This is a genomic window from Sphingomonas sp. CCH21-G11 (assembly GCF_001555965.1).
Classification (GTDB): Bacteria; Pseudomonadota; Alphaproteobacteria; order Sphingomonadales; family Sphingomonadaceae; genus Sphingomonas.
Genome location: NZ_LSHX01000019.1, coordinates 25,315 through 50,985, shown reverse-complemented (window position 1 = coordinate 50,985; position 25,671 = coordinate 25,315). Strand labels below are relative to the sequence as shown.

Here is a 25,671-nt window from a genome sequence, read left to right as displayed (position 1 = left end):
GGCAGCGATCGCCGGTGCGATCCTCGTCGCGGCGGCGGGCGGGATGGCTCGCGCCGGGAATCTGCCCCAGGGCCTGCCCGCAGTCGACGCGGCCCGCCGCTGCGACTGGACGTTGCCCGCCATGCTGCCCCACGACGCACGCGCGATCGTGGCAGCGTTGCCGCCTCCACGCCGGGGGACCTTGCCCGGTTCCTGATCGCGATGCGCCGCGCCCTTTTGCTGCCGCGCGCGATGCCGAGACACTCGATCTGCGCGGATCGATTCGGCCTGAACCGCGGCCCGATCAGGCCGGGGTCAGGCCGATCAGGTCGCGGACCGCGTCATAATCGGGCGCAATCGCCTCGACGCCCAGCGCGCGCAGGCGGTCCGCATGGCCATCGACGCAGTGGCGCCCAGCGGTCACCCCGATCACCGTCGCCCCGGTGCGCAGCGCGCCGGTGACGCCGACGGGTGAGTCCTCGAGAATGACGGTGCGCGCGATGTCGACGCCGATCGCACGCGCGGCGAGGCGGTAGAGGTCGGGCTCGGGCTTGCCGCGACCGGCGGGCACGTCCTCCTTGCCGCTGAAGATGCGCCCGTCGAACCGGTCGAGCAGGCCGATATGGTCGAGGTGGCGGCGGATCCATGCATGGCTGGAGGACGACGCGATCGCGACCGGCAGATCGGCGGGCAGCGACCGGATGAAATCGATCGCGCCGTCCACGGCACCGACGCCGTCGCGCATCGCGCGCGCATCCTCGGCGGCGCGTTCGGCAAAGAAATCCTCGGGCAGCGGCCGGCCGATCCAGCTCTCGATCGCGTCGATGAACTGGCGTCCCGACAGGCCCATGAAATGCGTCATCGCATGTTCGGCGCTCGTCGCGTGGCCGATGCGCGACAGATAGTCGGCGATATGGGCGTTGCCCTCATATTCGCTCTCGATGACGACGCCGTCGAAATCGAACAGGATCGCGTCGAACTTCATGCGCGCGCGCCGAACAGCGCGGTGCCGACGCGGACATGCGTCGCCCCCAGCGTGACCGCGGTCGGAAAATCGCCCGACATGCCCATGCTGAGCCCCGCCAGCCCATGGTCCCGCGCCAGTTTGGCGAGCAGCGCAAAATAGGGCGCGGGTTCGACATCGAGCGGCGGCACCGCCATCAACCCGGCGATCGGCAGTCCGGCGGTGCGCGCGTCCGCGAGCAGCGCAGGCAGATCGCCGATCGCGCAGCCGCCCTTCTGGGCTTCCTCGCCGATATTGACCTGGACGAAGCAATCGGGTGCGCGGCCGGTCCGTTCGATTGCGCGGGCGAGCGCGGTGACCAGCGACGCGCGGTCGACCGAATGGATCGCGTCGAACAGGCGGACGGCATCTTCGGCCTTGTTCGACTGGAGCTGGCCGACGAGGTGCAGCCGCACATCTGGGGTCTCGGCGCGCAGATCGGGCCATTTCGCGGCGGCCTCCTGAACGCGGTTCTCGCCGAACACACGCTGGCCGGCGGCGATCAGCGGCCGGATCGCGGTCGCGTCCTGCGTCTTCGACACCGCGATCAGCGTCACGTCGGCGGCTTTGCGTCCGGCGAGGCGGGCGGCCGCCGCGATCGCATCGCCGACAGCGCGCAGCCGGGCGGCGGGATCGCTCGGGAGAGTTGAATGCTTTGCCATCGCGCGCGCTATAGGTGCGGCGATGCCACGCCGCCACCCCATTCCCCGCACCTGGCTGATGACCGACGAGCGACTGGGCGACGCCCTGTTCGACGCGATCGGGCGGCTGCCGCGCGGCAGCGGCATCGTGTTTCGCCATTATGCGACCCCGCCGGCCGCGCGCCGGGCGCTGTTCGCACGGGTCGTGGCGATGGCGCGGCGGCGCGGACACCTGGTCCTGCGCGCCGGGCCCGATCGGCTGGGACGCGAAGACGGGGTGCACAATGCCCGGCGTGGCGCCCGGCACCGGATCGTGACGCGCGCCGCGCATGACCGGCGCGAAGCGATCGCGGCGATCCGGGCGGGGGCGGACGCACTGTTCGTCTCGCCCATATTCGGGACGCGGTCCCACCCCGGCGCGCGGGCGCTGGGACGCGCGAGGTTCGGGCTGGTCGTGCGCGGGCTGAAGATTCCCGTCATCGCGATGGGCGGCGTCGACGCGGTGCGCGCAGTCACACTCGCGCGCTTCGGCATTCATGGCTGGGCGGCGATCGACGCATGGGCCGCGCCGCGCCGGGATCAGAAGCGGAAGGCGGTTCCGATATAGACGGCCTGGCTGTCGCGACGCTCGTCGGGCAGGCGGGTCAACCGGTCGCGATCGGTGCGATAGCGCACGCCCGCAGTCACATCGAGATTGCGGGTGACGCGATAGGCGCCGCCCACGTCGACCGAATAGCTCGGCAGGTCGCTGATCAGCTTGGGCTGGTTCTCGATCGGACGCGAGGCGGCGGCGCGCACGCCCCCGCTGACACGCTTGCCCGAATAGCTGACGCCCAGATCGACCCGCTCCTGGCTGCCCGGCAGGCCGGCCAGATCGACCTTGGCCAGGTCGCCCGAAACCGCAAAACGCTTCCACCCGACCGAAACGCCGAGATTATAGGCGATCGGCGTAAGGGCGAGGCCGGTGGCGGTCGCCTCGCCCGGCGCGCGCTCGGCCGCGGTGGTGACGGCACGGGTGCCGCGCGCTCGCACCGCGACGGTAATCGGGCGCTTCTTGTCCACGCCGGCATCGGCCGGGGTGAAACGGAATCCGGAATTGGGCAGCCCGCTGCGCGAGATGATCGCGGCGAGCTTGGGATCGCCCGCAGCCGGGGTGAAGGATCCGATGCTCGCGACCGGCGCGGCGCTGCGCACCGGCACAACACGCCGCGTCTCGCGCGCCTGCGACATCGACGCGCACAACGCACCGGTCGCGACGATCGCCGCGATACCGGTGCTGAACAGGAGTCGATTCTTGCGCATCATGCCCTCGGTTGCTGCGCTACCATGCTTTGGCCGGGCGGTGCCACCGCGGAGAATCTTTTTCCCGTCACTGTTGCGCCTTATCCACAATCGATTCCTTACGGCCATCGGGTGCGGGCGCTTGCGGCGACCGTCCCAGCATCTATAGATGCCCGGATTTGATGAATGCTTCTTTCAAGGATGTGCCGATGATCCGCGTATCGCAACTGGCCGTGCTGGCAACGCTGACGCTGGCGCTGGCCGCATGCGGGGGTCGCGACCGGCCCAGGGCCGATCTCGCCGCGTCTCAGGTCACGACGATCGGCGTCAACAGCTATCTGTGGCGCGCCAGCCTCGACACGATCAGCTTCATGCCGCTGCTCCAGACCGATTCGAACGGCGGCGTCATCGTCACCGACTGGTACGTCAATCCCAACACCCCGACCGAGCGGATGAAGGTGACGATCGCCATTCTCGACCGCGACCTGCGCGCCGACGCGCTGCGCGTTGCGGCGCTGCGCCAGATCAACCAGAACGGCCAGTGGGTCGAAGCCCCGGTACAGGCGGCGACGGTGCAGAAGCTGGAAGACATCATCCTGACCCGCGCCCGCGATCTGCGTCGTAACGCGATCGCCGACAACTGAGGAACCCGCAATGGCGTCGCGCTTCAACGCGCTGAAGGCCGACGCCGCGTGGCAACAGGTCTGGGCCGAACACCGGACCTTTGCCGCCCGCGACGACAGCCCCCGGCCGAAAAGCTACGTGCTCGAGATGTTCCCCTATCCGTCGGGGAAGATCCACATGGGCCATGTCCGCAACTATACGATGGGCGACGTGCTCGCGCGCTTCCGGCGGATGCAGGGCATGGAGGTGCTGCACCCGATGGGCTGGGACGCCTTTGGCATGCCGGCGGAAAATGCCGCGATGGAGAAAGGGGTCCATCCCGGCGCGTGGACCTATGAAAACATCGCGACGATGCGCGCGCAGCTGAAACGGCTGGGTTTCGCGCTCGACTGGACGCGCGAGCTGGCGACCTGCGACCCGGCCTATTACGGGCATGAACAGGCGCTGTTCCTCGACCTCTATGCCGCCGGCCTCGTCTATCGCCGCGAAAGTGCGGTGAACTGGGATCCGGTCGACATGACCGTGCTGGCCAATGAACAGGTGATCGACGGGCGCGGCTGGCGGTCGGGCGCGGTGGTCGAACGGCGCAAGCTGAACCAGTGGTTCCTCAAGATCACCGATTTCGCCGACGAACTGCTCGACGGCCTCGGCACGCTCGACCACTGGCCCGACAAGGTCAAGCTGATGCAGGAAAACTGGATCGGCAAGTCGGTGGGGCTGCAGTTCTCGTTCGCACCCGTCGCGCCGTTCGACCAGCCGATCGAGGTGTATTCGACGCGGCCGGACACGATTTTTGGCGCGAGCTTCGTCGCGATCGCCGCCGATCATCCGATCGCTCAGCGGCTGGCGGCGGACAGCGCAGAGGTCGCGGCGTTCGTCGAACGCTGCAAGGCAGGCGGCACCTCAGCGGCCGAGATCGAGACGGCGGAAAAGCTGGGCTTCGACACCGGCCTGCGCGCCGCGCATCCGTTCGATGCGGCGTGGGAATTGCCGGTCTACATCGCCAATTTCGTGCTCATGGACTATGGCACCGGCGCGGTGATGGGCGTGCCCGCGCACGACCAGCGCGACCTGGAATTCGCGCGCAAATATGTGCTGCCGGTGCGCCGCGTCGTCGCCGATGGCGAGCAGAGCGATCCGGTGTTCGAGGGCGACGAGGCCTATACCGGACCGGGCCGCATCGTGAACTCGGGCCCGCTCGACGGGCTGAGCGTCGTCGACGCGAAGGCGGCGGTGATCGCGCGCGCCGAGGCCGAGGGCTGGGGGCGCGGCACCACCGTGTGGCGGCTGCGCGACTGGGGGGTCAGCCGCCAGCGTTACTGGGGCACGCCGATCCCGATCATCCATTGCAAGACGTGCGGCGCGGTGCCGGTGCCGCGCGACCAGCTGCCGGTGGTGCTGCCCGAGGATGTGAGCTTCGACGTGCCGGGCAATCCGCTCGACCGCCACCCGACTTGGCGCCATGTCGACTGTCCGACCTGCGGCAAGCCGGCGCGGCGTGAGACCGACACGCTCGACACCTTCATCAACTCGTCCTGGTACTTCATCCGCTTTGCCAGCCAGCCGGCGGACGAGCCGTTCGACCCGGCGGTGGCGCAGCAATGGCTGCCGGTCGCGCAGTATATCGGCGGGGTCGAGCACGCGATCCTCCACCTGCTCTATGCGCGCTTCTGGACGCGGGCGCTCAAGCGGATCGGGCGTCTTGACGTCAGCGAGCCGTTCGCCGGCCTGTTCACCCAAGGCATGGTGACGCACGAGACCTACAAGTCGCAGGATGACCGCTGGCTGTCGCCCGACGAGGTGCGCGACGGCATCGAGATTGCGACGGGGCAGCCAGTGACGCGCGGCCGCATCGAGAAGATGTCGAAGTCGAAGAAGAACACCGTCGACCCGACCGGCATCGTCGACCAGTACGGCGCGGATGCGGTGCGCTGGTTCATGCTGTCGGACTCGCCGCCCGAGCGCGACCTGGAATGGTCGGAAAGCGGGATCGAGGGCGCGTGGCGGTTCGTTCAGCGGCTGTGGCGGCTGTTCGACTCGGTCGATGTGGCGGCCCCTCCACAGGCTTCGCCGGTCCCCCTCCCCGAGCAAGCTCGGGGAGGACCGCTCGACAAGAAGCTGCACCGCACGATCGCGGGCGTCGCCGAGGATGTCGAGGCGCTCGCCTTCAACAAGGCGGTCGCCAAGCTCTATGAGCTGGTCAATGCGATCGAAAAGGCCGCGCCGTCGGCGTCGCGCACCCATGCGATCCGCACGCTCGCGCGCATCGTCGCGCCGATGACGCCGCATATCGCGGAGGAAGCCTGGGCGGCCTGGGGCAATGACGCGCTGATCGCCGACGCACCGTGGCCACAGGTCGACCCCGCGCTGCTGGTCGACGACGAGGTGACCGTCGCGGTGCAGGTCAACGGCAAGCTGCGCGACACGCTGATGCTGCCCAAGGGCGCAGCGCGCGAGGCCGCGGAAGCCGCCGCGCTCGCTTCCGACAAGGTGCAGCGCATCCTGGAGGGGGCCGCGCCGCGCAAGGTGATTGTTGTGCCCGACCGGCTGGTCAATATCGTCGCATGATCCGCCTGCTCACCCTAATCGCGATCGCACTGTCACTGGCGGGCTGCGGGCTGCGGCCGCTTTATTCGGGCGGGTCGACGGGGTCGGTCGGCAGCCTGTTGTCGAGCGTCGACGTCGCGCCGATCGAGGGGCGCGCGGGCTATCTGGTCGGCAATGCGCTGCGCGACCGGCTGGCGGCGAATGGCGGCGCGCCGCGCTATCGGCTCGATGTCCGGCTGGACGATTCGATCGTCGGCCTGGGCGTGCGCAGCGACGAGAGCATCGCGCGCGAGCGCCGGACGCTGCGCGCGCGCTATCAGCTGGTCGACCTGGCGACCGGGCAGACGCTGGTCGACGACACCGCGGGATCGGACGCGGGCATCGACGTCGTGCGGTCCGAATATGCGGTCATCGCGGCCGAACAGACCGCGCTGGAACGCCTGTCGGTGGTGATCGCCGACCAGATCACCGCGCGCCTCGCGCTGTTCGCGGACCGCACCGCCAAGACGCCGTGACGGGCGGCGCATGAAGATCAAGGAAGGCATCGCCGCGCGCCTCGACCGGCCGGGCGACGATGTCCGGCTGTATCTGTTGCACGGGCCCGACGAAGCCGGCGCGGCCGAGCTCGCCGCGCGGCTGGCCCGCGCGATGGGCGAGGGGGCGGAGCGCGTCGACCTGGACGGCGCGACGCTGCGTGGCCGGCCGGGGCTGCTGGCGGAGGAAGCCGCGTCGATGTCGCTGTTTGGCGAGCGCCGCCATATCCGCGTGACCGGCGTCGGCGACGAATCGCTCGCCGCGGTGGAACAGCTGCTCGCCGCCGACCGCGCCGGCAATCCCGCGGTGATGATCGCGCCCGCGCTCAAGGGCACGTCGAAGCTGCTCAAGCTGGTCGCCGCCGCGCCCAATGCGCTCGCCTACGCCTGTTACGTGCCGGAGGGGCAGGCGGCGACGCGGATCGCGGCGGAAGCCGGACGCGCGCACGGCATCACGCTCAACCAGGATGTCGCGGAGCGGCTGATGCGCGCGTGCAACGGCGACCGGGCGGTCATGGCGCGCGAGCTCGAGAAGCTGGCGCTGTTCCTCGACGCCGCGCCCGATGCCCCGCGGGTCGCATCGGTCGACGACCTGCGCGCGGTGTGCGCAACGGTCGACGAGGCCGAGCCCAGCGCGGCGATTCAGGCGCTGGTCGCCGGCGACAGCCCGGCATTGGCGGGCGAGCTGGTCGCGCTGACGCATGAGGGGGTCAGCATGATCAGCGTGGTGCGCCAGCTCGGCCGACGGCTGCATCGGCTGGCGGAGTTGCGCGCCGAGGTCGATCGGGGCCGGTCGATCCACGAGGTGATCGAGCGCGCGCACCTGTTCTGGAAGGACAAGGAGCCCACCCGCCAGGCGCTCCAGCACTGGAATGCGCCGCGGCTGAGCGAGGCGCTGGCGCGGCTCGGCCGGATCGAGCGCGACCTGAAGGCGTCCGGGACCGCGGGCGAGGTTGCGGGCGCGGCCGAGTTGCTGGGGATGACCCGGCGTCGCCGGCGCTGACCGGCGGCACCGGCGGTCGAGCGCAAGGAACGGGTGGCGGCGCGGACGGTTGTCGCGCATATCGGCGCAAGGCCGAGGCGGGGACCGGAAGGCGAGGGGGGAGCGATGGATCCGACGATGACTTCGCGGGTGGTGCGCACGACGCTGATCGTGCTGCTGCTGACCGGCCTGGCGCTGCTGATGACCCAGATGGTCGCGGTGTGGCTGTTGATCTTTGCCGCCATCCTGATCGCGGTGCTGATCCGCGCGGTCGCCGATCCGATCCATCGTTCGGGCGTCCCGGAAACCCCGGCGGTGCTGATCGCGGTCGCCGGCATCCTGGCGCTGCTCGGCCTGGTCGGATGGATGTTCGGTTCCGTGCTGGGCGAACAGTTCGGCCAGCTGGCGCAACGGCTGCCCGGTGCGGCGACGGACGTGCGCGACTGGTTGGCGCGCCAGCCCTTTGGGAGCGGCATCGCATCCACGACGCCCGACCTGCAGACGGTGGCGGGGCGCGCGCTCACCTTTGCCTTCGGCGCGGTGGGGGCGATCACCAACCTGGTGCTGGTGCTGATCGGCGCGATCTATCTCGCCCTCGACCCAAGCCTGTATGTGCGCGGCGTCGAATTGCTGTTTCCCAGGGCAAACGGGCCGCGCGTGGTCGCGGCGCTCAATGCCAGTGGCAATGCGCTGCGCAAGTATCTGCTCGGCCAGCTGTTCACGATGGTGTTCGTGGGTACCCTGGTCGGTATCGGGGTCGCGATCGTCGGCGTGCCGTCGGCCGCGGCGCTGGGCGTGATCGTCGGCCTCGCCAATTTCGTGCCGTTGATCGGGCCGTTCATCGGCGCGGTACCGGGTATCCTGCTCGCCTTTTCGGTCAGCCCGGAAACCGCCTTGTGGGCGGCGGTCGTCTATTTCATCGCGCAGCAGGTCGAGGGCAATGTGCTGACCCCGATCGTCCAGCGTTACGCGGTGTCGATCCCGCCGGCGGTGCTGATCTTTGCGCTCGCCGGGCTGGGCGGGCTGTTCGGCGTGATCGGCGTGCTGGTGGCGGCGCCGCTTGCCGTCGTCCTCTACACGCTCGTCGCGATGCTGTGGTCGCGCGACACGCTGGGGCACGATATCGGCGTGCCCGGCCAGGACAGGCGGGCTGGCGATGACTGAGGCGGCGGCGATCCGCGTCGGCATCGGCGGCTGGACCTATGCGCCGTGGCGCGGGCCGTTCTATCCCGACGGCCTGCCGCAGAAGCGCGAGTTCGAATATGCGACGCGCGCGGTTACCGCGATCGAGATCAACGCGACCTATCACGGCACGCAGAAGCGCGAGAGCTTTGCCAACTGGGCCAGGGGCGCACCCGACGGCTTCGTGTTCGCGGTCAAGGCGTCGCGCTATGCCACCAACCGCCGCGTCCTGGCCGAAGCGGGCGAGTCGATCGAGAAATTCCTTGGATCGGGGGTCGCCGAGCTTGGCGACAAGCTGGGGCCGATCCTGTGGCAGTTCATGGCGACGAAAAAATTCGATGCCGACGACTTCGGCGCGTTCCTCAAGCTGCTGCCCGGCGTGCAGGAGGGCGTGCGGCTTCGCCATGCGGTGCAGGTACGCCATGACAGTTTTCACGTGCCGGCGTTCGTCGCGATGTGCCGCGATGCCGGGGTCGCGATCGTCTATGCCGATTCGGCGGACTATCCCGCCATCGCCGATGTGACCGCCGGTTTCGTCTATGCGCGGCTCGAAAATGCGCGGGCGGAGGAGCCGGCGGGCTATGCGCCGGACGCGCTCGATCGCTGGACCGATGCGGCCCGCACCTGGGCGAAGGGCGGGGTGCCCGAGGGGCTGCCGACCTTCGGCCCGCCCGCGCCCCGATCGCCGCGCGAGACCTTCGTCTTCATGATCAACGGTGCAAAGGAGCGCGCACCGGCCGCAGCGCGCGCGGTGCTGGCGCGACTGGGCTGGGCGGGGGCAGACGCTAGCGGCCGCCCTTGACCAGCACGCGATAGCTCCAGGGCTGAAGCGTCATCGTCGCGTTCGCCGCCAGTGTCACCTTAGCGCCGCCGTCGAAATCGACATAGTCGCCCGCGAACGGACCGTCGGTGAAGCTGACCGTCTGGGGTTCGCCGGAGAAGTTGAGCGCTGCGAACACCTTGTCGCCGTCCTTTTCGCGCGTGAACGAAAACACCCTGGCGGGCTGGCTGTTGACGACGCGGACCATCGCGCCGCCCCAATCGGCGTTCCACAGCGCGCGATTGGCATGTTTCAGCGCGAACAGGCGACGGAACAGCGCGGCGTTGGGATGGTCGCGCCACATGATGGGATCGCGTTCAAAGAATTCGAGCCGCTTCTGGTTGCCCGCTTCCTGACCATTGTAGATCATCGGGATCCCCGCCCCGACCACGGACAGCACGATTGCATTGGTCTGCGCCTCGCGCAGGCGCTCGAACGCGGTGCCGTCCCACGAGTTGAAATCGTGATTCTCGGTCATCATCAGGCGCATGGCGTCATGCGGCCACATCGACGAATTGGCCGAGTAAAAGCCGTAGAGGCCGCCGACATCGCCATGCCCCTCGCCGATCGCCCTCATCGTGTTGGCCCAGCTCCAGCCATAGCTGGCATCGAACGCGCGGGCGTGGAGGGCGGTATCCTCGGCCTCGGCCAACATGAAGACCGGCTTGATCGCGTCAAGCTCGGCGCGGGCATTTTCCCAGAAATCAACCGGCACCGCGCCCGCCACGTCGCAGCGAAAGCCGTCGACCCCGGCCTCGCGCACCCAGAAGGCCATGGCCTCGGTCATGTACTGGCGCAGGCCCGGCTTGGAATAATCGAAGTCGATGATGTCCGACCAGTCGAACCAGGGCGTCGGCATGAAATCGCCCTTCCAGTCGCGGACATACCAGTCGGGATGTTCGCGCACGAGCGCGTTGTCCCACGCCGAGTGATTCGCGACCCAGTCGAGGATCACCTTCATTCCCAGCTTGTGCGCGGCGTCCACGAACTGCTTGAAATCGGCCATGTCGCCGAATTCCGGGTTGACCGCGCGATAGTCGCGTACCGCATAGGGCGAGCCGAGCGTGCCCTTGCGGTTCTTTTCGCCGATCGGATGAATCGGCATCAGCCAGATGATGTCCGCCCCCAGCGCCTTGATGCGCGGCAGCTCGCGCGTGGCGGCCGCAAAGGTGCCCTCGCGCGTGAACTGGCGGGTGTTGAGCTGATAGATGGTCGCGTTCTTCGACCATTCGGGGTGCTTGACCTGAACGAAGGGGCGCGGCGTGTAGCGCGCAGGCACGTCCTGCGCGGCGGCGGGGGCAGCGGCGATCAGCGGGGCAAGGGCAAGCATGAGGGCGAGGGTGCGGGTCATCCGGGGCTCCTGGGTCGGCAGCCCGTTGATCGGGCTTGTCTTGTGGCGGATAGGATCATGTTGCGCCTGCCGGGGCCAGCCGCCGGCGCCATGAATACGTATGGGGATTCAGTCTGTTGCGGTGCCGGCGGGTCGGGCGGGACTGGCGCGGTCGGTGACCATCCGCTCGCCATCGATGACGATCGGGCTGGCAACGCCGGGCAGGCCGTCTATGGCCACGCGCATCCCGCGCGCGATCACTTGAGGATCGGCAAAGGCCTCGTCGATGCGGTTGATCGGCCCGGCGGGGATGCCCTGCGCATCCAGCGCGTTGGCGAGATCGGCCTTCAGCCAGTGCGCGACCGCCACCTCGATCAGCGGGATCAGCGTGGCGCGATGGGTGACGCGCGCGGGATTGGTCGCAAAGCGCGCATCGTCGGCGAGGTCGAGGCCGAGCACGGCGCATAGCCGCCGGAACTGGCCGTCATTGCCGACCGCGATGATCAGCTCGCCGTCCGCTGCCGCGAACGCCTGATAGGGCACCAGATTGGCATGGCCGTTGCCCATGCGGCCCGGCACCTTCGCCGGATCGGCCATCCAGTTGAGCGCCTGGTTCGCCAGCACCGCGACCTGGGTGTCGAGCAGCGCCATGTCGATGTGCGCGCCCACCCCTTCCGAATCGCGCCGCCTGAGCGCGGCCAGGATCGCGACCGCCGAATAGACGCCGGTGAAGATGTCGGCATAGGCGATGCCCGCCTTTTGCGGCGGGCCATCGGGCTCGCCGGTCAGCGACATGAAGCCACCCATCGCCTGAATGATGAAATCATAGCCGGCGCGCGGCGCATAGGGACCCGTCTGGCCGAAACCGGTAATCGAACAGGTGATGAGGCGCGGATTGACGTCAAGCAGTCGCGCATGGTCGAGGCCGTATTTGGCCAGCCCGCCGACCTTGTAGTTCTCGAGCACGACATCGGCGTCGGCGACGAGCGCCCTGACCTCCGCCTGGCCCTCGGACGTGGTGATGTCGACGAAGCGACTGGTCTTGCCGCGATTGGCCGAGTGGAAATAGGCGGCATCCAGATTGCGGCCGTCGGCATCGTGGAGGAAGGGCGGCCCCCAATGACGGGTGTCATCGCCCGCGCCCGGTCGCTCGACCTTGATGACCTCTGCGCCGAGATCGGCGAGGAGCTGGCCGCACCACGGGCCGGCGAGGATACGCGCGAGCTCGACGATGCGGATGCCCTCGAGCGGCTTCACGGGCGGACGATTTCGTAGATGACGTGCGGCTTCATCTCGCCCGCCATCAGCCGCATTTCGGTGCCGGGGCGCAGCACGCCGCCGATCTTCTCCATCGCGCGGCGCGAGCGAACATTGGTCTCGCCGACCGTGAACACGACGGTGCGGACGTGCGCGTGGATGTGGCCGAGCATCAGCCGCTTGATCTCGCGATTATAGACGCCGCCCCAATAGGCGCGGGCGAGGTAGGTCCAGCCGATCTCGATCTCGTCCGCCTCGGGCTTCCAGTTGTCGTAACGGCTCGACCCGATCACCGCCCCGGTGGCGCGATCCAGGATGGTCAAAGCCCCGCCGCTCGCCAGCCCCGCGTCGAAATAGGCGCGGAACACCGGCTCCTGCCAGCGGTCGTGCGCAGGGTGGACTTCCCAGACCAAAGGATCGCTGGCCACCGCGAACAGCGCGTCCCAGTCGGCGGCGATGGTCGGGCGCAGCCGGACCAGCTCGCCCGCCAGCACGGGCTGACGATCGGGCGGGGTCATATCAGTCGTTTACCCCGTCACCCCGGACTTGTTCCGGGGTCCACCCCGCCGCGCCCGATTCCGGCCGCTGCCCTGGCGGCACGGTGGATGCCGGGACAAGCCCGGCATGACGAAGGAAAGGAAGTCTGGACCACATCAAAACGCCGCGATGCCGGTGATCGCCCGGCCCAGGATCAGCCCATGCACGTCGTGCGTGCCCTCATAGGTATTGACGGTTTCAAGGTTGATCGCGTGGCGCATCACATGGAAATCCGCGGAAATGCCGTTGCCGCCATGCATGTCGCGCGCGACGCGGGCGATATCGAGCGCCTTGCCGCAATTGTTGCGCTTGATGATGCTGATCGCGTCGGGGCTGAGCGTGCCTTCATCGAACATCCGCCCCGCGCGCAACGCTGCTTGCAGGCCCAGCGCGATTTCAGTCTGCATGTTGGCGAGCTTCAGCTGCACGAGCTGCGTCGCCGCCAGCGGCCGCCCGAACTGGTGGCGGTCGAGCGTATATTGCCGCGCGGCCTCCATGCAGAACTCGGCCGCGCCCATCGTGCCCCAGGCGATGCCGTAGCGTGCGCGGTTGAGGCAGCCGAACGGCCCCTTCAGCCCCTGGACATTGGGCAGCAGCGCGTCCTCGCCCACTTCGACGCCGTCCATGACGATTTCGCCGGTGATCGACGCGCGCAGGCTCAACTTGCCCTCGATCTTGGGCGCGGACAGACCCTTCATACCCTTTTCGAGCACGAAGCCCTTGATCCCGCCGCCATGCGCGTCGGACTTCGCCCAGACGACGAAAACGTCGGCGATCGGCGAATTGGTGATCCACATCTTCGATCCGGTCAGTCGGTAACCACCGTTCACTTGTTGGGCGCGCGTGCGCATCCCGGCGGGATCGGAGCCGGCATCGGGCTCGGTCAGGCCGAAACAGCCGACCAGCTCGCCCGATGCGAGACCGGGCAGATACTTCCGCTTCTGTTCCTCGGTGCCATAGGCGTTGATCGGGTGCATGACGAGCGAGGACTGGACGCTCATCGCGCTGCGATAGCCGCTGTCGATCGCCTCGACTTCGCGCGCGACCAGGCCATAGGCGACATAGCCCAGCCCCGCGCCGCCATATTCCGGGCTGATCGTCGGACCCAGCAGGCCCAATGCGCCCATTTCGCGCATGATGGCCCGGTCGAACGATTCGTCCAGGAACGCGCGGGTGACGCGCGGCAGCAACTGTTCGCGCGCATAGGCCCGTGCCGCGTCGCGGACCATCCGCTCCTCGTCGGTCAGTTGCGCGTCGAGCGCGAACGGATCCTGCCAGTCGAACCGGCCCATCTCAGCCATCATCTGTCCTCATTGCGTGTCGGTCGAACCCTGTCCCGCTGCCGGCGCGGGGCTGGCACCGGGCGATGGCGCGACGCTTGGCAGCGTCACGACGGGCGGGAGTACGGGCAGCGGCGTCGCGGTGGCGCGACCCTGGATCGCGGCGGATTCGATCGCGTTCAGCGCGCGCCGCGCATTGATGTAGCGCTTTGCTGCGGAAATCCAGCTTTCCGCGCTGGCGGCACCCGGCATCCGCGTGATCTCCGCCAGCGCGCCCTCGACCTGCCCGGCATCGAGGAGGCGGCGGGCGCGCACCAGCCGGTCGGCGGGCAGCGGGCTCTGCGTCGTTTCCTGGCGCAGCACGACGAGTGACGACAGTTCGCGGCGCAGGCCGTCCCACCAGCCGGTCTCCGGACCCGCGGTCAACAGTTTCGGCGCGATGGTGTCGAGCGCGAGCCGCAATTCCTCAAGCGTCACCGGCGCGCGCGAGGCGCGGATGATGATCGCGATCGCGGTCGGTTCGCTCGGTTCGAACCGCTGGCGCAGCTCGCCCTCGATATAGCCGAGCGGCAACCCGCGATCGAGCGCGCGGCGCGCGGCAAAGGCGAGCAGCAGCCCCTCGGCACGCCCGGCGAAGGTCGAGGCGAGCCGCGAGTCGCTGTCGATCGCGGCGAGCCGCCCTTCAAGCTCGCGGATGCGCGCCGAGAGCGCCGATTCGCGCGCATCAAGCGTCGCCAGGGTTTCCGGTGTCGCGGGCGCTTGCCCGGCGGGGTCCGCGCCGATCACCGGCTGGGGCGCGGCATCGGGCATGACCCACGCGTCGCCCCAGGTGCGATAGGCGAGCGCCATTGCGACCAGCCCGAGCACGAAGGCGGCCAGCGCGACCGTCCAGACCATCGGCCAGCGACTCCGGCGCGGACTTTGCGCCGGTGCCCCGGCGTCGAACGTCACTTCGGTCTGGTCCATGCGCGCCCTTATCCCGGTCAATGCCCGGCGGGTCAATCGGCGAGCGCGCGAGCGGCAGCGATCACGTCCGCGTCGGCCGGCCGGGCGGCGATCGCGACCGCGCACCATCCGCTGCCCGCCGCGGCGGCCGCGCTCGCGCTGATCGCCGCGATGGCCGTTCCGGCACGGGCCGGCGGCGGCATCAGTTCGGCGAGGCGCGCGCCCGCCCGCACCGAATGGACGAGCGCGACCGCGCCGTTCAGCGCGGCCAGCCGGCCGGGAGCCACCGTCAGCGCGTCGCTGGCATAGACGATACGGGTCGCGGTGACGATTTCGCCCGGCAACGGCCGATGATCGCGCCCGGCCAGGTGCAGCGCGCGACAAACCCCTGCAACGGCAACGAGGCGCGCGAGGTCCTGCGCATCGGTCGCACCGGTCGCGGCGACGCTCAGCCCGGCGGATCGTGCCGCCGCCGCCGTCCGCGCCCCGACGACATAGGCGGACCGCCCCGCCAGCCCCGAGCCGGCATGGCGCACCGCATTGGTGCTGGTCAGGATCAGCGCGTCATGATCGGCGGCATCCGGCGGCTGCCAGTCGATCGGCCGGATCGCGAACAGCGGCAGCCGGATCGCCACCTGGCCCGCCGCCTCGATCGCCGCCGCGGTACGGCCATTGCCCGGATCGGGCCGCAGCACCGCGATCGGACGGCTCATCCGCCGCTGAACAGCCGGGTGATCGATGCCGGCGCGCACGCCAGCAGCTCGGCGGCGAGGGCGCGCGGCATCATGGCGTCATCGCTGGCGGCTTCCGCCTCACCTGCGACGTGGTCGCTGCCGTCCTCCGCGAATAATTCGGCGCGCAGCCGCATCCGGCCGTCCGCGATCCGCGCGAGTGCTGCGACCGGCGAGTGACAGTCCGCCCCCAATGCCGCGAGCAGCCCGCGTTCGGCCATGACGCACGCATAGGTGTCCGCGTGGCTGATCGCTCCGATCATCGCGCGCATCCGCGCATCGTCCGCGCGGCACTCGATACCGACCGCGCCCTGCGACGGGGCCGGCAGCATCACGTCGATCGGGATCGCATGGCCGATATCGGCATGGCCCAGCCGTTCGAGCCCGGCGGCGGCGAGCAGCGTGGCGTCCGCCTCGCCCGCGTCCAGCTTGGCGATGCGGGTGGCGACATTGCCGCGGAACAGGACGATGCGCGCATCGGGGCGGAGCCGGCGGACCTGCGCCGCGCGGCGCGGCGAGCTGGTGCCGATGACGGGGTCCGGCTTCAGCTCGGCCACCGACGGCGCACCGAGGATGCGGTCGCGGACATCGGCGCGGGGCAGCATCGCCGCGATCGCGATCTCGGTCGGGCGGATCGTCTCGACATCCTTCATCGAATGGACCGAGGCGTCGATCTCGCCATCCATCAGCGCGCGGTCCAGCTCCTTGGTCCACAGCGCCTTGCCGCCGATTTCGGCAAGCGCGCGATCCTGTACCTGGTCGCCGGTGGTCTTGATCACGACGATTTCGACATCGTTTTCGTCGAGGCCATGCGCGGCGATCAGCGCCGCGCGCGTCATATGGGCCTGGGTGAGTGCGAGCGGCGAGCCCCGGGTGCCGAGGCGGATCGGATTTGGCATGGTGGCTTGTGCTAGCGCGGGCATGGGCTAGAGGACAAGGCCATGGCCCTGATCCTCGGTCTTGAATCGAGTTGTGACGAAACCGCAGCCGCGCTGGTCACTTCCACCCGCGACATCCTGGCGCACAAGCTGGCGGGGCAGGAAGCCGCGCACCGGCCGTTCGGCGGCGTGGTGCCCGAGATCGCCGCGCGCGCGCATGTCGAGATGTTGGCGCCACTCGTCGAGGCCGCGCTGGCCGAGGCGGAGGTCGATTTGAGCGAGGTTGACGCGATCGCGGCGACCGCCGGGCCGGGGCTGATCGGCGGGGTCATGGTCGGGCTGGTCACCGCCAAGGCGCTGGCGCTGGCGTCGGGCAAGCCGCTAATCGCGGTCAACCATCTGGAGGGGCACGCGCTGTCGCCGCGGCTGGCCGACCCGGCGCTTGCCTTTCCCTATTTGCTGCTGCTGGTATCCGGTGGTCACTGCCAGCTGCTGTTCGTGCGCGGCGTGGGCAACTATGCGCGGCTGGCCACCACGATCGACGATGCGGCGGGCGAGGCGTTCGACAAGACCGCGAAGCTGCTGGGGCTCGGCTTTCCCGGCGGGCCGGCGGTCGAACGCGCGGCAAAATCGGGCGATTCCGACATGGTGCCGTTGCCGCGCCCGCTGGTCGGATCGCCCGAGCCGCATTTCTCCTTCGCCGGGCTGAAGAGCGCGGTGATGCGCGCGCGCGACGAAAATCGCTGGCGCCCCGCCGACATCGCCGCCTCGTTCCAGCAAGCCGTGATTGATTGCCTCATCGACCGCAGCCGCCGTGCCATCGCACGCGCCGAGGGGGCGACCGCGTTCGTCGTCGCCGGCGGGGTGGCCGCCAACCAGTCGGTGCGCAACGCGCTGGCCGAACTGGCGGAGGCCAACGGTCTGCGCTTCGTCGCCCCGCCGCAATGGCTGTGCACCGACAATGCCGCGATGATTGCCTGGGCCGGGGCGGAGCGATTCGCCGCCGGGCTGACCGATCCGCTCGACACGCCCGCGCGTGCCCGCTGGCCGCTCGACCCCGATGCGGAGCATGCGCGCGGTGCCGGGGTCAAGGCGTGAGGATCGGGGTGATCGGCGGCGGTGCCTGGGGCACCGCGCTGGCGCAGGTGGCGGCGCGCGGCGACCAGCCGGTGATGCTGTGGGCGCGCGAGGCCGAAGTGGTGACTTCGATCAACGCCGCGCATGAAAATACGATGTTCCTGCCCGGCGTTACGCTGTCACCCGCCGTCGTCGCGACGGGTTCGCTGGATGATCTGTCCGGCATGGACGCACTGCTGGTGGTGACGCCGGCCCAGCATGTCCGCGCGACCGTTGCGGCGCTGGCGGTCGAGCGCACGCCGCTGGTGCTGTGCGCCAAGGGGATCGAGGCCGGCAGCCAGCTCCTGGTCGGCGAAGTAGCGCAGCAGGTGCACCCTGACGCGCCGATCGCGGTGCTGTCCGGCCCGACCTTCGCCCACGAGGTCGCGGCGGGCAAGCCGACCGCGGTGACGCTGGCGTGTGAGGACGACGGCCTGCGCGATCGGTTGATCGACCGGCTCGCGGGTCCCGCCTTTCGCCTCTATGCCTCCAGCGACGTGATCGGCGCGGAGATCGGCGGCGCGGTCAAGAATGTCATCGCGATCGCGTGCGGCGTGGTCGAGGGCGCGGGGCTGGGGCTGAATGCGCGCGCGGCACTGATCGCGCGCGGCTTTGCCGAGATGACTCGCTTCGGCCTGGCGCGCGGTGGCCGAGCTGAAACGCTGGCCGGGCTGTCTGGGCTGGGCGACCTGGTGCTGACCTGTTCATCGACCAACAGCCGCAATTTCAGCTTCGGCGTCGGGCTGGGTCGGGGCCGGGCAGCCGCCGAGCTGCTCGCCGACCGCCACACGGTGGCCGAAGGCGCGCATACCGCGCCGGTACTTCAGGCAGCGGCGCACGCCGCCGGCGTCGAGATGCCGGTGACCGACGCGGTCTGCGCGCTGATCGCCGGCGAGCCCGTCGGCGAGGTGATCGAGGCACTCCTTAACCGACCGCTCAAGGCCGAATAGCCCGAGCTGTACTTATCTCGTCACCTCGGGCTTGACCCGGGGTCCCGCCACCTGATCCGGCGCGAAGAACAGCGAGACCCCGGTCAAGCCCGGGGTGACGGTTTTTGGCGATCGGCTCTGAACGTCGACCGTCAGTATCCGTTGTCAAAAATCGATCGCGATGCCCTTCAGCTCCCAGTCGCCATAGCGCACCGGATCCTTTTCCAGTGGATCGCTGTCGGGGCGCACCATCGGCTCGGGCTGGGGCACCGGCGGGCTCTTCGACAGATAGGCCGGCGGCTTCACATGCGCCGGGCGCTGGCCGGGACGGTTGCGGGTCGATGCGGTCATCCCCGGGGGCTCCATGATTGAAGAAAAATCGGTCCTTCCCCACATTGGTCGGCGAAGGAGTAGGTTCAAGTGAACGGTTTGAAGACGACGATGCTGCTGGCGGCGCTGACCGCGCTGTTCATGGCGCTGGGGCTGACGCTCGGCGGGCGCGGCGGCATGATCCTCGCGCTCGTGATCGCGGTGGGGATGAACCTCTTCACCTATTGGAACGCCGACAAGATCGTCCTCAAGATGCACGGCGCGCGCGAAGTCGATGAACGCAGCGCACCCGAGTTCGTCGGGCTGGTCCGCGAACTCGCGACGCGCGCCGGACTGCCGATGCCGCGCGTCTATATCGTCGACCAGGCGCAGCCCAATGCGTTTGCGACCGGGCGCGACCCGGAGCATGCCGCGGTCGCCGCGACGACGGGTCTGCTCAACATGCTGAGCCGCGATGAAATCGCCGGCGTGATGGCGCACGAACTGGGCCATGTGAAGAACCGCGATACCCTGATCATGACGATGGTCGCGACGATCGCGGGTGCGATTTCGATGCTGGCCAATTTCGGGCTGTTCTTTCGCTCGGGCGATGGGCGCAGCGCGGGGCTGGCCGGGCTGCTGGCGGTGCTCGTCGCGCCGTTCGCGGCGATGATCGTCCAGATGGCGATCAGCCGGACGCGCGAATATAGCGCAGACCGGGCAGGTGCGGAGATCAGCGGCAACCCGCGCGCGCTCGCCTCGGCCCTGGCGAAGATCTCGCAGGGCGCGGCACGCATCCCCAATCCGGTGGCAGAGCGGATTCCGGCGACGTCGCAGCTTTACATCGTCCCCGGCCTCGCGCGTGGCGGCGACAGCCTGTTCTCGACGCACCCCGACACCGGCAACCGCATCGCCGCGCTGGAACAGATCGCTGCTGAGATGGGTGACATGGCGGCGATGACCGGCGGCGGCGGCCGTTCGGCCCGTCCTGCGGCCGCGACCAGCGTCCCGCGCACTCGCCGCCGCTCCAGCGCGCTCGATCCGCACCGGCGGGGGTGACGCCTGGGCGGCCGCGTGGACGTGATCGCCATGCTCGGCTAGGCAGCGGGTCAGTCTTCTCTCCGTTCGTGTCGAGCGAAGTCGAGACACGTGGCGCGCTTCTCGACTTCGCTCGAAGCGAACGGGCTGCAATGAAAGAGGTCTTCCCCCCGCAATGCCCAGACCCGTCCTGACCAGCGATCCGCCCGGTGTTCCTGCTCGCCGGGCGGCATTGCGGCTGCTCGACGCGGTGCTGCGACGCGGCCAGGCGCTGGAGGCGGCGCTCGATCAGGCGGCGCGCCCGCTCAAGAAGCGCGAAGATCGCGCGCTCGCCCATGCGATCGCGGCCGAAGTGCTGCGCTACCTGCCGGATCTCGACGCGCTGATCGACAGCGCGACGCCGCGCCCGATGCCCGATGATGCCAAGGCGCGCTTTGCGCTGCGCATCGCGCTCGCCCAGTGGCTGCGGCTCGGCACGCCGCCGCACGCGGCGATTTCGACCGTACTGCCGTTGGTCGATGGCGGCCCGCGCAAGCTGGTGCATGGCGTGTTCGGCACGCTCAACCGGGGCGCGGCCACGTTGCCGGACGCGCCGAGCCTGCCGCCCGCCACCGCCCTGCGCTGGCAAGCGGCGTGGGGGGACGAGATGGTCGCTGCGGCATCGCGCGCGATCGCTGCGCCGCCACCGGTCGATCTCTCACTGGCGGTCGCCGACGCATTGCCACGCATTCAGGCGGCGCACCCCGGCGTCAGCCTGATGCCCGGTCACCTGCGGCTCGCCGAGCGCGGCAACATTCCCGACATGGAGGGCTTTGCCGAGGGCGACTGGTGGGTGCAGGACCTGGCGGCATCGTTGCCCGCGCGGCTGCTCGGGCGCGGCTCCGGCCCGGCGCTCGATCTGTGTGCGGCTCCGGGGGGCAAGACGCTGCAACTGGCGGCCGCCGGCTGGGATGTGACCGCTGTCGACATTTCCGAAAGTCGTCTGGGACGACTGCGCGAGAATCTGGAGCGCACCTTGTTGCGCGCATCGGTGGTCACCGCCGACCTGCTCGATTGGGCACCGCCCACGCCGGTGGCCGCGATCCTGCTCGACGCGCCGTGCAGCGCGACCGGCATCTTTCGCCGCCACCCGGATGTGCTGCACCGCGCCCGGCCTTCGCTGATCGCGGAGACCGCCGCGCTTCAGCAGCAGTTGCTTGCGCGCGCCGCGCAGTGGCTCGCGCCCGGCGGCCGGCTGGTTTATGCGACCTGTTCGCTGGAACCGGCCGAGGGCGAGGCGCAGGTCGAACGCTTCCTGGCCGACCATCCCGAATTCGCGGTCGATCCGGTCCGCGTCGATGAGCTTCCGGACGGTGTTACCCCCGCGCCACGGGGCTGGGTGCGGGTGCTGCCGGGGATGCTGGCGGAAGAAGGTGGCGTCGACGGGTTCTTCATCGTGCGGCTGATGCGAAACGCGTGACGCATCGCTTGCCGGGCGGTGCCGGGATGCTAGAGACGCAACATGCAGCAACCCGTCCGCATCGCGCCATCGATCCTGTCCGCCGATTTCGCGCGACTGGGTGAGGAGGTTCGCGCGATCGACGCGGCAGGGGCGGACTGGATCCATATCGACGTGATGGACGGGCATTTCGTCCCCAACCTGACCATCGGCCCGGCGGTCGTGCGCGCGCTGCGTCCGCATTCGGCCAAGCCGTTCGACGTCCACCTGATGATCGCGCCGGTCGATCCCTATCTGGAGGCTTTTGCCGAAGCCGGCGCGGACTGCATCTCGGTCCATCCCGAATCGGGGCCGCACCTGCACCGTACGCTCCAGACGATCCGGTCGCTCGGCAAGCGCGCCGGCGTGGTGCTCAACCCCGCGACGCCGGTCGGCGTGGTCGATGAGGTGATCGACCTGATCGACCTCATCCTGGTGATGAGCGTCAATCCGGGTTTCGGCGGGCAGAAGTTCATCGAGAGCCAGCTCGCCAAGATCGCGGCGTTGCGCGCGCGCATCGACGCGAGCGGGCGCACGATCGACCTGGAGGTCGATGGCGGCATCGACCGGGCGACCGCGCCGCGCGCGATTGCCGCGGGCGCAGACGCACTGGTCGCGGGCACCGCCAGCTTCGCGGGTGGCCCCGCCAACTATGCCGACAACATCCGGGCGCTGAGGGCCGGGTGAACGATCCCGCTCCCGCCGGTCCCGCCGCCGACGGGATCGAGGAGGGCAAGCGGCTGGTCCGGGTGGGGGGCGATCATGGCCTGTCGCTTGCCGACCGGCTGGCCGAGCGGTTCCGCTGGATCGCGTGGCGCACCCCGCTCCACACGCTGCGGCTACGCGGGCGTTTTCCGCTCAAGCTGCTGGCGGTCGCCGACGATCCGTTTCTGGGCGATCCGCGCCGCGGCCAGGCGCTGCTCGACGGGATGCTCAGCTTTCGCGGTGAAGTCGTCAACCTGCCCGCGATCGACCTGGCGAAGCCGGCCTATTCGCCTGCATTTGCCGATTACCTGCACAGCTTCATGTGGCTGCGCGACCTGTCGACGGTGACGACGCGCGCGGTCGGCGCGCCGATCGCCGAGGGGCTGATGCGCAAATGGCTCGACGCGCATGGTGAGATCGTCGCCGATCCGGCGTGGCGCGCGGACCTGTGGGGGAAGCGCATCCTGTTCTGGGTGGCGCACGCGCCGCTGATCCTGTCGTCGACCGACCTCGTCTATCGTTCGCGCGTGCTGAACGGACTGGCGCGCGGCGCCCGGCACCTGGACCGCACCGCCGATCGCGCGCCTGCCGGCCCGCGCCGGATCGCGGCTTGCGCGGGGATCGTCGCGGCGGGGCTGATGATTCCGGGCGGCGATGCCCGCCGCGCGCTCGACGAAGCGGGACTGGCGCGCGCGATCGCCGCATCGGTCGGCAGCGACGGCGGGGTGACGGGCCGGTCGCCGCTGGGGCTGATCGACGCGATCATGGTGCTGACCATGCTGCGCGCGACCTATGCCGCGCGGCGGATCGATCCGCCCGAACTGATCGACGCGACGCTGGCGCGGATGGTCGGCGCGTTGCAGGGGCTCACGCTGGGCGACGGTGCGCTGTCGAGCTGGCAGGGCGGCAACCCGGTGGCGGCCGATCAGGTCGCCGCAATTGTCGAGGCGACCGGCGTGCGCACCCGGCCGCTGCGCCAGGCGCGCGACTGGGGCTATCATCGCCTCGCCGCCGGTCAGACGGTGCTGGTGATCGACGCCGCCCCGCCGCCCGTCGCGCGGCTGGTCGAGGGCGGATGCGCGTCGACGCTGGCGTTCGAGCTTTCCGACGGCACGCGCCGGCTGGTGGTCAATTGCGGGGGCGCGCGGTCGGTCCATGCGTCGGTGCCCGCCAGCCTGACCGAAGGGCTGCGCACCACGGCGGCGCATTCGACGCTGATCGTCGACGACAGTAATTCGACCGCGATCCACGGCGACGGCACGCTGGGGCGCGGGGTCGCTTCGGTCGAGCTGAGCCGTCAGGACGGGGGCGGTACCGCCCGGCTCGACGCCAGCCATGACGGCTATGTCCGGCGTTACGGCCTGATCCATCGCCGCCAGCTGCTGCTGTCCGCCGACGGGCGCGACCTGCGCGGCGAGGATTTGCTGATCCCGGCGGGCAAGAAGCGCCAGCGTGGCGACATCCCCTTCGCGATCCGCTTTCACCTGGCGCCGGGGATCGAGGTGTCGCCGACGACCGACAACCAGGCCGCGTTCCTGCGCCTGCCCGGCGGGGCGGTGTGGCAGTTCCGCTGTCGCGAGGCGACGCTGGCGATCGACGACAGCCTGTGGGTCGACGGAGCGGGTCGCCCGCATGCGACGCGCCAGATCGTGCTGTCGGGCCAGTCGCCGCCGGGCGGCGCCAGCGTCACCTGGCTGTTCCACCGCGCCAAATAGGCTTGCCCCGCGCGCCCGCTTGGCCGATGGGCACGCGCATGACCGACATCCCCCTTCGCCGCGCGCTGCTTTCGGTATCCGACAAGACGGGCATCGTCGAACTCGCGCAGTCCCTCGCCCGCCACGGCGTCGAGCTGGTGTCGACCGGCGGCACCGCCACCGCGCTGCGCGACGCCGGGCTTGTGGTGCGCGACGTGTCCGAGCTGACCGGCTTTCCCGAGATGATGGACGGGCGCGTCAAGACGCTGCACCCGATGGTGCATGGCGGGCTGCTGGCGGTGCGCGACGATGCGGATCACGCCGCCGCAATGGCCGCGCACGGGATCGGCGCGATCGACCTGGTCGTCGTCAACCTCTATCCCTTTGCCCGGACGGTGGCGCGCGGCGCCGACCGCGCGACGATCATCGAAAATATCGACATCGGCGGGCCGAGCATGGTGCGATCGGCCGCAAAGAACCACGCCTATGTCGCGATCGTCACCGATCCGGCCGATTATCCCGCGCTGGTCGCCGAGCTGGACGAAACCGGCGGCGCGACGCGGATCGATACGCGCCGCAAGCTCGCGGCCAAGGCCTATGCCGCCACTGCCGCCTATGACAGCGCGATCGCGCAATGGTTCGCCTTCGCCGACCAGGGCGAGATGTTTCCGGCGACCCTGCCGCTGGCGTTCACGCGCGGCGACACGCTGCGCTATGGCGAAAATCCGCATCAGTCGGCCGCGCTCTATCTGCCCCAGGGGCCGGCGGCGCGCGGGATCGCCCAGGCCGAGCAGCTGCAGGGCAAGGAACTGAGCTACAACAACTATAACGACGCCGACGCCGCGCTCGAGCTGGTCAGCGAGTTTCGCGACGGCCCGCCGACGGTGGTGATCGTCAAGCACGCCAATCCGTGCGGCGTCGCCAGCGCCGACACGCTGATCGACGCCTATCGCGCCGCGCTGGCGTGCGACAGCGTGTCGGCGTTCGGCGGGATCATCGCGGCCAACCGCACGCTCGACGGTGAGACGGCGGCAGCGATCGCGGACATCTTCACCGAAGTGGTCGCCGCGCCCGATGCGACCGATGACGCGCGCGCGATCTTTGCCGCGAAGAAGAATCTGCGCCTGCTGCTGACCGGCGACCTGCCCGATCCGGCGCGCGGCGGGTTGATGGTCAAGTCGATCGCGGGCGGGTTGCTCGTCCAGTCGCGCGACAACGGCCGGGTGGCGGACGATGCGCTGCGCGTCGTCACCCGCCGCCAGCCGACGGCGCAGGAGCTGGCCGATTGCCGCTTTGCCTGGACGGTCGCCAAGCATGTGAAGTCGAACGCGATCGTCTATGCCCGCGACGGTGCGACGGCGGGCATCGGCGCCGGCCAGATGAACCGACTGGAATCCGCGCGGATTGCCGCATGGAAAGCGAAGGATGCCGCCGAAAAGGCCGGCTGGGCGGAGCCGCGCACCATCGGCTCGGCGGTGGCGTCCGACGCCTTCTTCCCCTTTGCCGACGGGCTGCTGGCCGCGGTCGAGGCGGGCGCGACGGCAGTGATCCAGCCGGGCGGGTCGATCCGCGATGCCGAGGTGATCGCCGCCGCCGATGAGGCCGGGCTGGCGATGATCTTCACCGGGATGCGCCACTTCCGCCACTGAGCGGGCGAGGGCGCTCTAACCGTTCAGCGCGTTGGTGATCGTCGTGAAAATGCCCGCAAGGCTGAGACCGAGGGCATTGAACGCGGCGATCAGCGCGACCGAGATAAGGGCTGCGAGCAGACCATATTCGATGGCGGTCGCGGCGCGTTCGTCCTGCCATAGCGTGCGGGGCATTGCGTCGGCTCCTGTGCGGATGACGCTCCG

At 69.7% G+C, this 25,671-nt stretch carries 26 protein-coding genes; 14 read left to right on the top strand and 12 right to left on the bottom strand.

Translation table 11 applies throughout. The features are described from left to right. Window positions 1-283: 283 nt before the first annotated feature. On the bottom strand, window positions 284-964 hold the full coding sequence (locus AX676_RS04385; protein ID WP_066477228.1) for an HAD family hydrolase: 681 nt from the start codon (window positions 962-964) through the stop codon (window positions 284-286). Further along, window positions 961-1,644 (bottom strand): YggS family pyridoxal phosphate-dependent enzyme, encoded by a 684-nt coding sequence (locus AX676_RS04380; RefSeq protein ID WP_066477229.1) that lies wholly within the window; start codon window positions 1,642-1,644, stop codon window positions 961-963. Before AX676_RS04380 ends, AX676_RS04385 begins: the two co-directional genes overlap by 4 nt. A gap of 22 nt (window positions 1,645-1,666) precedes the next feature. Between AX676_RS04380 and AX676_RS04375 the strand changes: the two genes are divergently transcribed. After that, window positions 1,667-2,230 (top strand): thiamine phosphate synthase, encoded by a 564-nt coding sequence (locus tag AX676_RS04375; RefSeq protein ID WP_066477235.1) that lies wholly within the window; start codon window positions 1,667-1,669, stop codon window positions 2,228-2,230. On the opposite strand, the gene AX676_RS04370 is transcribed toward AX676_RS04375, so the two are convergent. Then, window positions 2,203-2,925 carry a hypothetical protein gene (locus tag AX676_RS04370; RefSeq protein WP_066477350.1) on the bottom strand — a complete coding sequence of 241 codons (723 nt, stop codon included), beginning with the start codon at window positions 2,923-2,925 and terminating at the stop codon, window positions 2,203-2,205. The two genes, AX676_RS04375 and AX676_RS04370, sit on opposite strands and share 28 nt — an antisense overlap. Before the next feature lie 188 nt (window positions 2,926-3,113). On the opposite strand from AX676_RS04370, the gene AX676_RS04365 reads away from it, so the two are divergent. The 6 genes from AX676_RS04365 (at window position 3,114) to AX676_RS04340 (ending at window position 9,574) form a co-directional block, all read left to right on the top strand. Next, the gene (locus AX676_RS04365; RefSeq protein WP_066477351.1) at window positions 3,114-3,548 is read left to right on the top strand and encodes a DUF3576 domain-containing protein; all 435 of its coding nucleotides are present in this window, start codon (window positions 3,114-3,116) and stop codon (window positions 3,546-3,548) included. Window positions 3,549-3,558: 10 nt separating this feature from the next. After that, window positions 3,559-6,096, top strand: coding sequence for a leucine--tRNA ligase (gene leuS / locus AX676_RS04360; protein WP_066477238.1), 2,538 nt, complete (start codon window positions 3,559-3,561; stop codon window positions 6,094-6,096). Continuing rightward, window positions 6,093-6,590 carry an LPS assembly lipoprotein LptE gene (gene lptE / locus AX676_RS04355; protein ID WP_066477243.1) on the top strand — a complete coding sequence of 166 codons (498 nt, stop codon included), beginning with the start codon at window positions 6,093-6,095 and terminating at the stop codon, window positions 6,588-6,590. The genes leuS and lptE overlap by 4 nt, the downstream gene beginning before the upstream one ends. A gap of 10 nt (window positions 6,591-6,600) precedes the next feature. Continuing rightward, a complete protein-coding gene (gene holA / locus AX676_RS04350) occupies window positions 6,601-7,611 on the top strand; it encodes a DNA polymerase III subunit delta (RefSeq protein WP_066477244.1) in 1,011 nt (336 codons plus the stop codon). Window positions 7,612-7,728: 117 nt separating this feature from the next. Continuing rightward, window positions 7,729-8,754 (top strand): AI-2E family transporter, encoded by a 1,026-nt coding sequence (locus tag AX676_RS04345; protein ID WP_197417152.1) that lies wholly within the window; start codon window positions 7,729-7,731, stop codon window positions 8,752-8,754. Continuing rightward, window positions 8,747-9,574, top strand: coding sequence for a DUF72 domain-containing protein (locus AX676_RS04340; protein WP_066477251.1), 828 nt, complete (start codon window positions 8,747-8,749; stop codon window positions 9,572-9,574). Before AX676_RS04345 ends, AX676_RS04340 begins: the two co-directional genes overlap by 8 nt. Here AX676_RS04340 and AX676_RS04335 read toward each other — a convergent pair. From AX676_RS04335 to hemC, 7 genes are all read right to left on the bottom strand, one after another. Next, entirely contained in the window at window positions 9,558-10,943 is a 1,386-nt protein-coding gene (locus AX676_RS04335) for an alpha-amylase family glycosyl hydrolase (RefSeq protein ID WP_066477253.1), read from the bottom strand. The two genes, AX676_RS04340 and AX676_RS04335, sit on opposite strands and share 17 nt — an antisense overlap. Before the next feature lie 108 nt (window positions 10,944-11,051). Further along, entirely contained in the window at window positions 11,052-12,179 is a 1,128-nt protein-coding gene (locus AX676_RS04330; RefSeq protein ID WP_066477256.1) for a CaiB/BaiF CoA transferase family protein, read from the bottom strand. Next, window positions 12,176-12,697, bottom strand: coding sequence for a GNAT family N-acetyltransferase (locus AX676_RS04325; protein ID WP_066477258.1), 522 nt, complete (start codon window positions 12,695-12,697; stop codon window positions 12,176-12,178). Before AX676_RS04325 ends, AX676_RS04330 begins: the two co-directional genes overlap by 4 nt. A 135-nt stretch (window positions 12,698-12,832) precedes the next feature. Further along, window positions 12,833-14,017 (bottom strand): acyl-CoA dehydrogenase, encoded by a 1,185-nt coding sequence (locus tag AX676_RS04320; protein ID WP_066477353.1) that lies wholly within the window; start codon window positions 14,015-14,017, stop codon window positions 12,833-12,835. Between the two features lie 9 nt (window positions 14,018-14,026). Next, window positions 14,027-14,962 carry a hypothetical protein gene (locus tag AX676_RS04315; protein ID WP_066477260.1) on the bottom strand — a complete coding sequence of 312 codons (936 nt, stop codon included), beginning with the start codon at window positions 14,960-14,962 and terminating at the stop codon, window positions 14,027-14,029. Window positions 14,963-14,994: 32 nt separating this feature from the next. Further along, window positions 14,995-15,654 (bottom strand): uroporphyrinogen-III synthase, encoded by a 660-nt coding sequence (locus AX676_RS04310; protein ID WP_066544120.1) that lies wholly within the window; start codon window positions 15,652-15,654, stop codon window positions 14,995-14,997. Next, the gene (gene hemC, locus AX676_RS04305) at window positions 15,651-16,571 is read right to left on the bottom strand and encodes a hydroxymethylbilane synthase (protein ID WP_066477264.1); all 921 of its coding nucleotides are present in this window, start codon (window positions 16,569-16,571) and stop codon (window positions 15,651-15,653) included. Before hemC ends, AX676_RS04310 begins: the two co-directional genes overlap by 4 nt. Before the next feature lie 42 nt (window positions 16,572-16,613). On the opposite strand from hemC, the gene tsaD reads away from it, so the two are divergent. Both tsaD and AX676_RS04295 read left to right on the top strand, forming a co-directional pair. Further along, window positions 16,614-17,648: a tRNA (adenosine(37)-N6)-threonylcarbamoyltransferase complex transferase subunit TsaD gene (gene tsaD / locus AX676_RS04300; protein ID WP_066477265.1), complete on the top strand. Its 1,035-nt coding sequence runs from the start codon at window positions 16,614-16,616 to the stop codon at window positions 17,646-17,648. Then, window positions 17,645-18,616: an NAD(P)H-dependent glycerol-3-phosphate dehydrogenase gene (locus tag AX676_RS04295; RefSeq protein ID WP_066477267.1), complete on the top strand. Its 972-nt coding sequence runs from the start codon at window positions 17,645-17,647 to the stop codon at window positions 18,614-18,616. Before tsaD ends, AX676_RS04295 begins: the two co-directional genes overlap by 4 nt. 144 nt (window positions 18,617-18,760) lie before the next feature. Here the strand turns inward: AX676_RS04295 and AX676_RS04290 are convergent, their stop codons facing one another. Then, a complete protein-coding gene (locus AX676_RS04290; RefSeq protein WP_066477269.1) occupies window positions 18,761-18,946 on the bottom strand; it encodes a DUF1674 domain-containing protein in 186 nt (61 codons plus the stop codon). A gap of 69 nt (window positions 18,947-19,015) precedes the next feature. Between AX676_RS04290 and htpX the strand changes: the two genes are divergently transcribed. The 5 genes from htpX to purH all read left to right on the top strand — a co-directional run bounded on the left by htpX (window position 19,016) and on the right by purH (window position 25,467). Further along, entirely contained in the window at window positions 19,016-19,963 is a 948-nt protein-coding gene (gene htpX / locus AX676_RS04285; RefSeq protein ID WP_066477271.1) for a zinc metalloprotease HtpX, read from the top strand. Window positions 19,964-20,117: 154 nt separating this feature from the next. Further along, window positions 20,118-21,401: an RsmB/NOP family class I SAM-dependent RNA methyltransferase gene (locus tag AX676_RS04280; protein WP_066477273.1), complete on the top strand. Its 1,284-nt coding sequence runs from the start codon at window positions 20,118-20,120 to the stop codon at window positions 21,399-21,401. Window positions 21,402-21,443: 42 nt separating this feature from the next. Beyond that, entirely contained in the window at window positions 21,444-22,106 is a 663-nt protein-coding gene (gene rpe, locus AX676_RS04275; protein WP_066477276.1) for a ribulose-phosphate 3-epimerase, read from the top strand. Next, window positions 22,103-23,839: a heparinase II/III family protein gene (locus tag AX676_RS04270; RefSeq protein WP_066477279.1), complete on the top strand. Its 1,737-nt coding sequence runs from the start codon at window positions 22,103-22,105 to the stop codon at window positions 23,837-23,839. Before rpe ends, AX676_RS04270 begins: the two co-directional genes overlap by 4 nt. A gap of 38 nt (window positions 23,840-23,877) precedes the next feature. Beyond that, window positions 23,878-25,467: a bifunctional phosphoribosylaminoimidazolecarboxamide formyltransferase/IMP cyclohydrolase gene (gene purH, locus AX676_RS04265; protein WP_066477355.1), complete on the top strand. Its 1,590-nt coding sequence runs from the start codon at window positions 23,878-23,880 to the stop codon at window positions 25,465-25,467. 15 nt (window positions 25,468-25,482) lie between these two features. On the opposite strand, the gene AX676_RS04260 is transcribed toward purH, so the two are convergent. Next, a complete protein-coding gene (locus AX676_RS04260; RefSeq protein WP_066477281.1) occupies window positions 25,483-25,641 on the bottom strand; it encodes a Flp family type IVb pilin in 159 nt (52 codons plus the stop codon). Between the last annotated feature and the right edge of the window lie 30 nt (window positions 25,642-25,671).

Coding starts and splice junctions, on each gene's coding strand:
- AX676_RS04380 (WP_066477229.1), bottom strand. CDS start 1,644: ATGGCAAAGCATTCAACTCTCCCGAGCGATCCCGCCGCCCGGCTGCGC.
- AX676_RS04385 (WP_066477228.1), bottom strand. CDS start 964: ATGAAGTTCGACGCGATCCTGTTCGATTTCGACGGCGTCGTCATCGAG.
- AX676_RS04260 (WP_066477281.1), bottom strand. CDS start 25,641: ATGCCCCGCACGCTATGGCAGGACGAACGCGCCGCGACCGCCATCGAA.
- AX676_RS04370 (WP_066477350.1), bottom strand. CDS start 2,925: ATGCGCAAGAATCGACTCCTGTTCAGCACCGGTATCGCGGCGATCGTC.
- AX676_RS04315 (WP_066477260.1), bottom strand. CDS start 14,962: ATGGACCAGACCGAAGTGACGTTCGACGCCGGGGCACCGGCGCAAAGT.
- AX676_RS04325 (WP_066477258.1), bottom strand. CDS start 12,697: ATGACCCCGCCCGATCGTCAGCCCGTGCTGGCGGGCGAGCTGGTCCGG.
- AX676_RS04340 (WP_066477251.1), top strand. CDS start 8,747: ATGACTGAGGCGGCGGCGATCCGCGTCGGCATCGGCGGCTGGACCTAT.
- holA (WP_066477244.1), top strand. CDS start 6,601: ATGAAGATCAAGGAAGGCATCGCCGCGCGCCTCGACCGGCCGGGCGAC.
- AX676_RS04375 (WP_066477235.1), top strand. CDS start 1,667: ATGCCACGCCGCCACCCCATTCCCCGCACCTGGCTGATGACCGACGAG.
- AX676_RS04345 (WP_197417152.1), top strand. CDS start 7,729: ATGACTTCGCGGGTGGTGCGCACGACGCTGATCGTGCTGCTGCTGACC.
- tsaD (WP_066477265.1), top strand. CDS start 16,614: ATGGCCCTGATCCTCGGTCTTGAATCGAGTTGTGACGAAACCGCAGCC.
- leuS (WP_066477238.1), top strand. CDS start 3,559: ATGGCGTCGCGCTTCAACGCGCTGAAGGCCGACGCCGCGTGGCAACAG.
- AX676_RS04365 (WP_066477351.1), top strand. CDS start 3,114: ATGATCCGCGTATCGCAACTGGCCGTGCTGGCAACGCTGACGCTGGCG.
- purH (WP_066477355.1), top strand. CDS start 23,878: ATGACCGACATCCCCCTTCGCCGCGCGCTGCTTTCGGTATCCGACAAG.
- AX676_RS04335 (WP_066477253.1), bottom strand. CDS start 10,943: ATGACCCGCACCCTCGCCCTCATGCTTGCCCTTGCCCCGCTGATCGCC.
- AX676_RS04290 (WP_066477269.1), bottom strand. CDS start 18,946: ATGACCGCATCGACCCGCAACCGTCCCGGCCAGCGCCCGGCGCATGTG.
- hemC (WP_066477264.1), bottom strand. CDS start 16,571: ATGCCAAATCCGATCCGCCTCGGCACCCGGGGCTCGCCGCTCGCACTC.
- AX676_RS04280 (WP_066477273.1), top strand. CDS start 20,118: ATGCCCAGACCCGTCCTGACCAGCGATCCGCCCGGTGTTCCTGCTCGC.
- lptE (WP_066477243.1), top strand. CDS start 6,093: ATGATCCGCCTGCTCACCCTAATCGCGATCGCACTGTCACTGGCGGGC.
- AX676_RS04310 (WP_066544120.1), bottom strand. CDS start 15,654: ATGAGCCGTCCGATCGCGGTGCTGCGGCCCGATCCGGGCAATGGCCGT.
- AX676_RS04320 (WP_066477353.1), bottom strand. CDS start 14,017: ATGGCTGAGATGGGCCGGTTCGACTGGCAGGATCCGTTCGCGCTCGAC.
- rpe (WP_066477276.1), top strand. CDS start 21,444: ATGCAGCAACCCGTCCGCATCGCGCCATCGATCCTGTCCGCCGATTTC.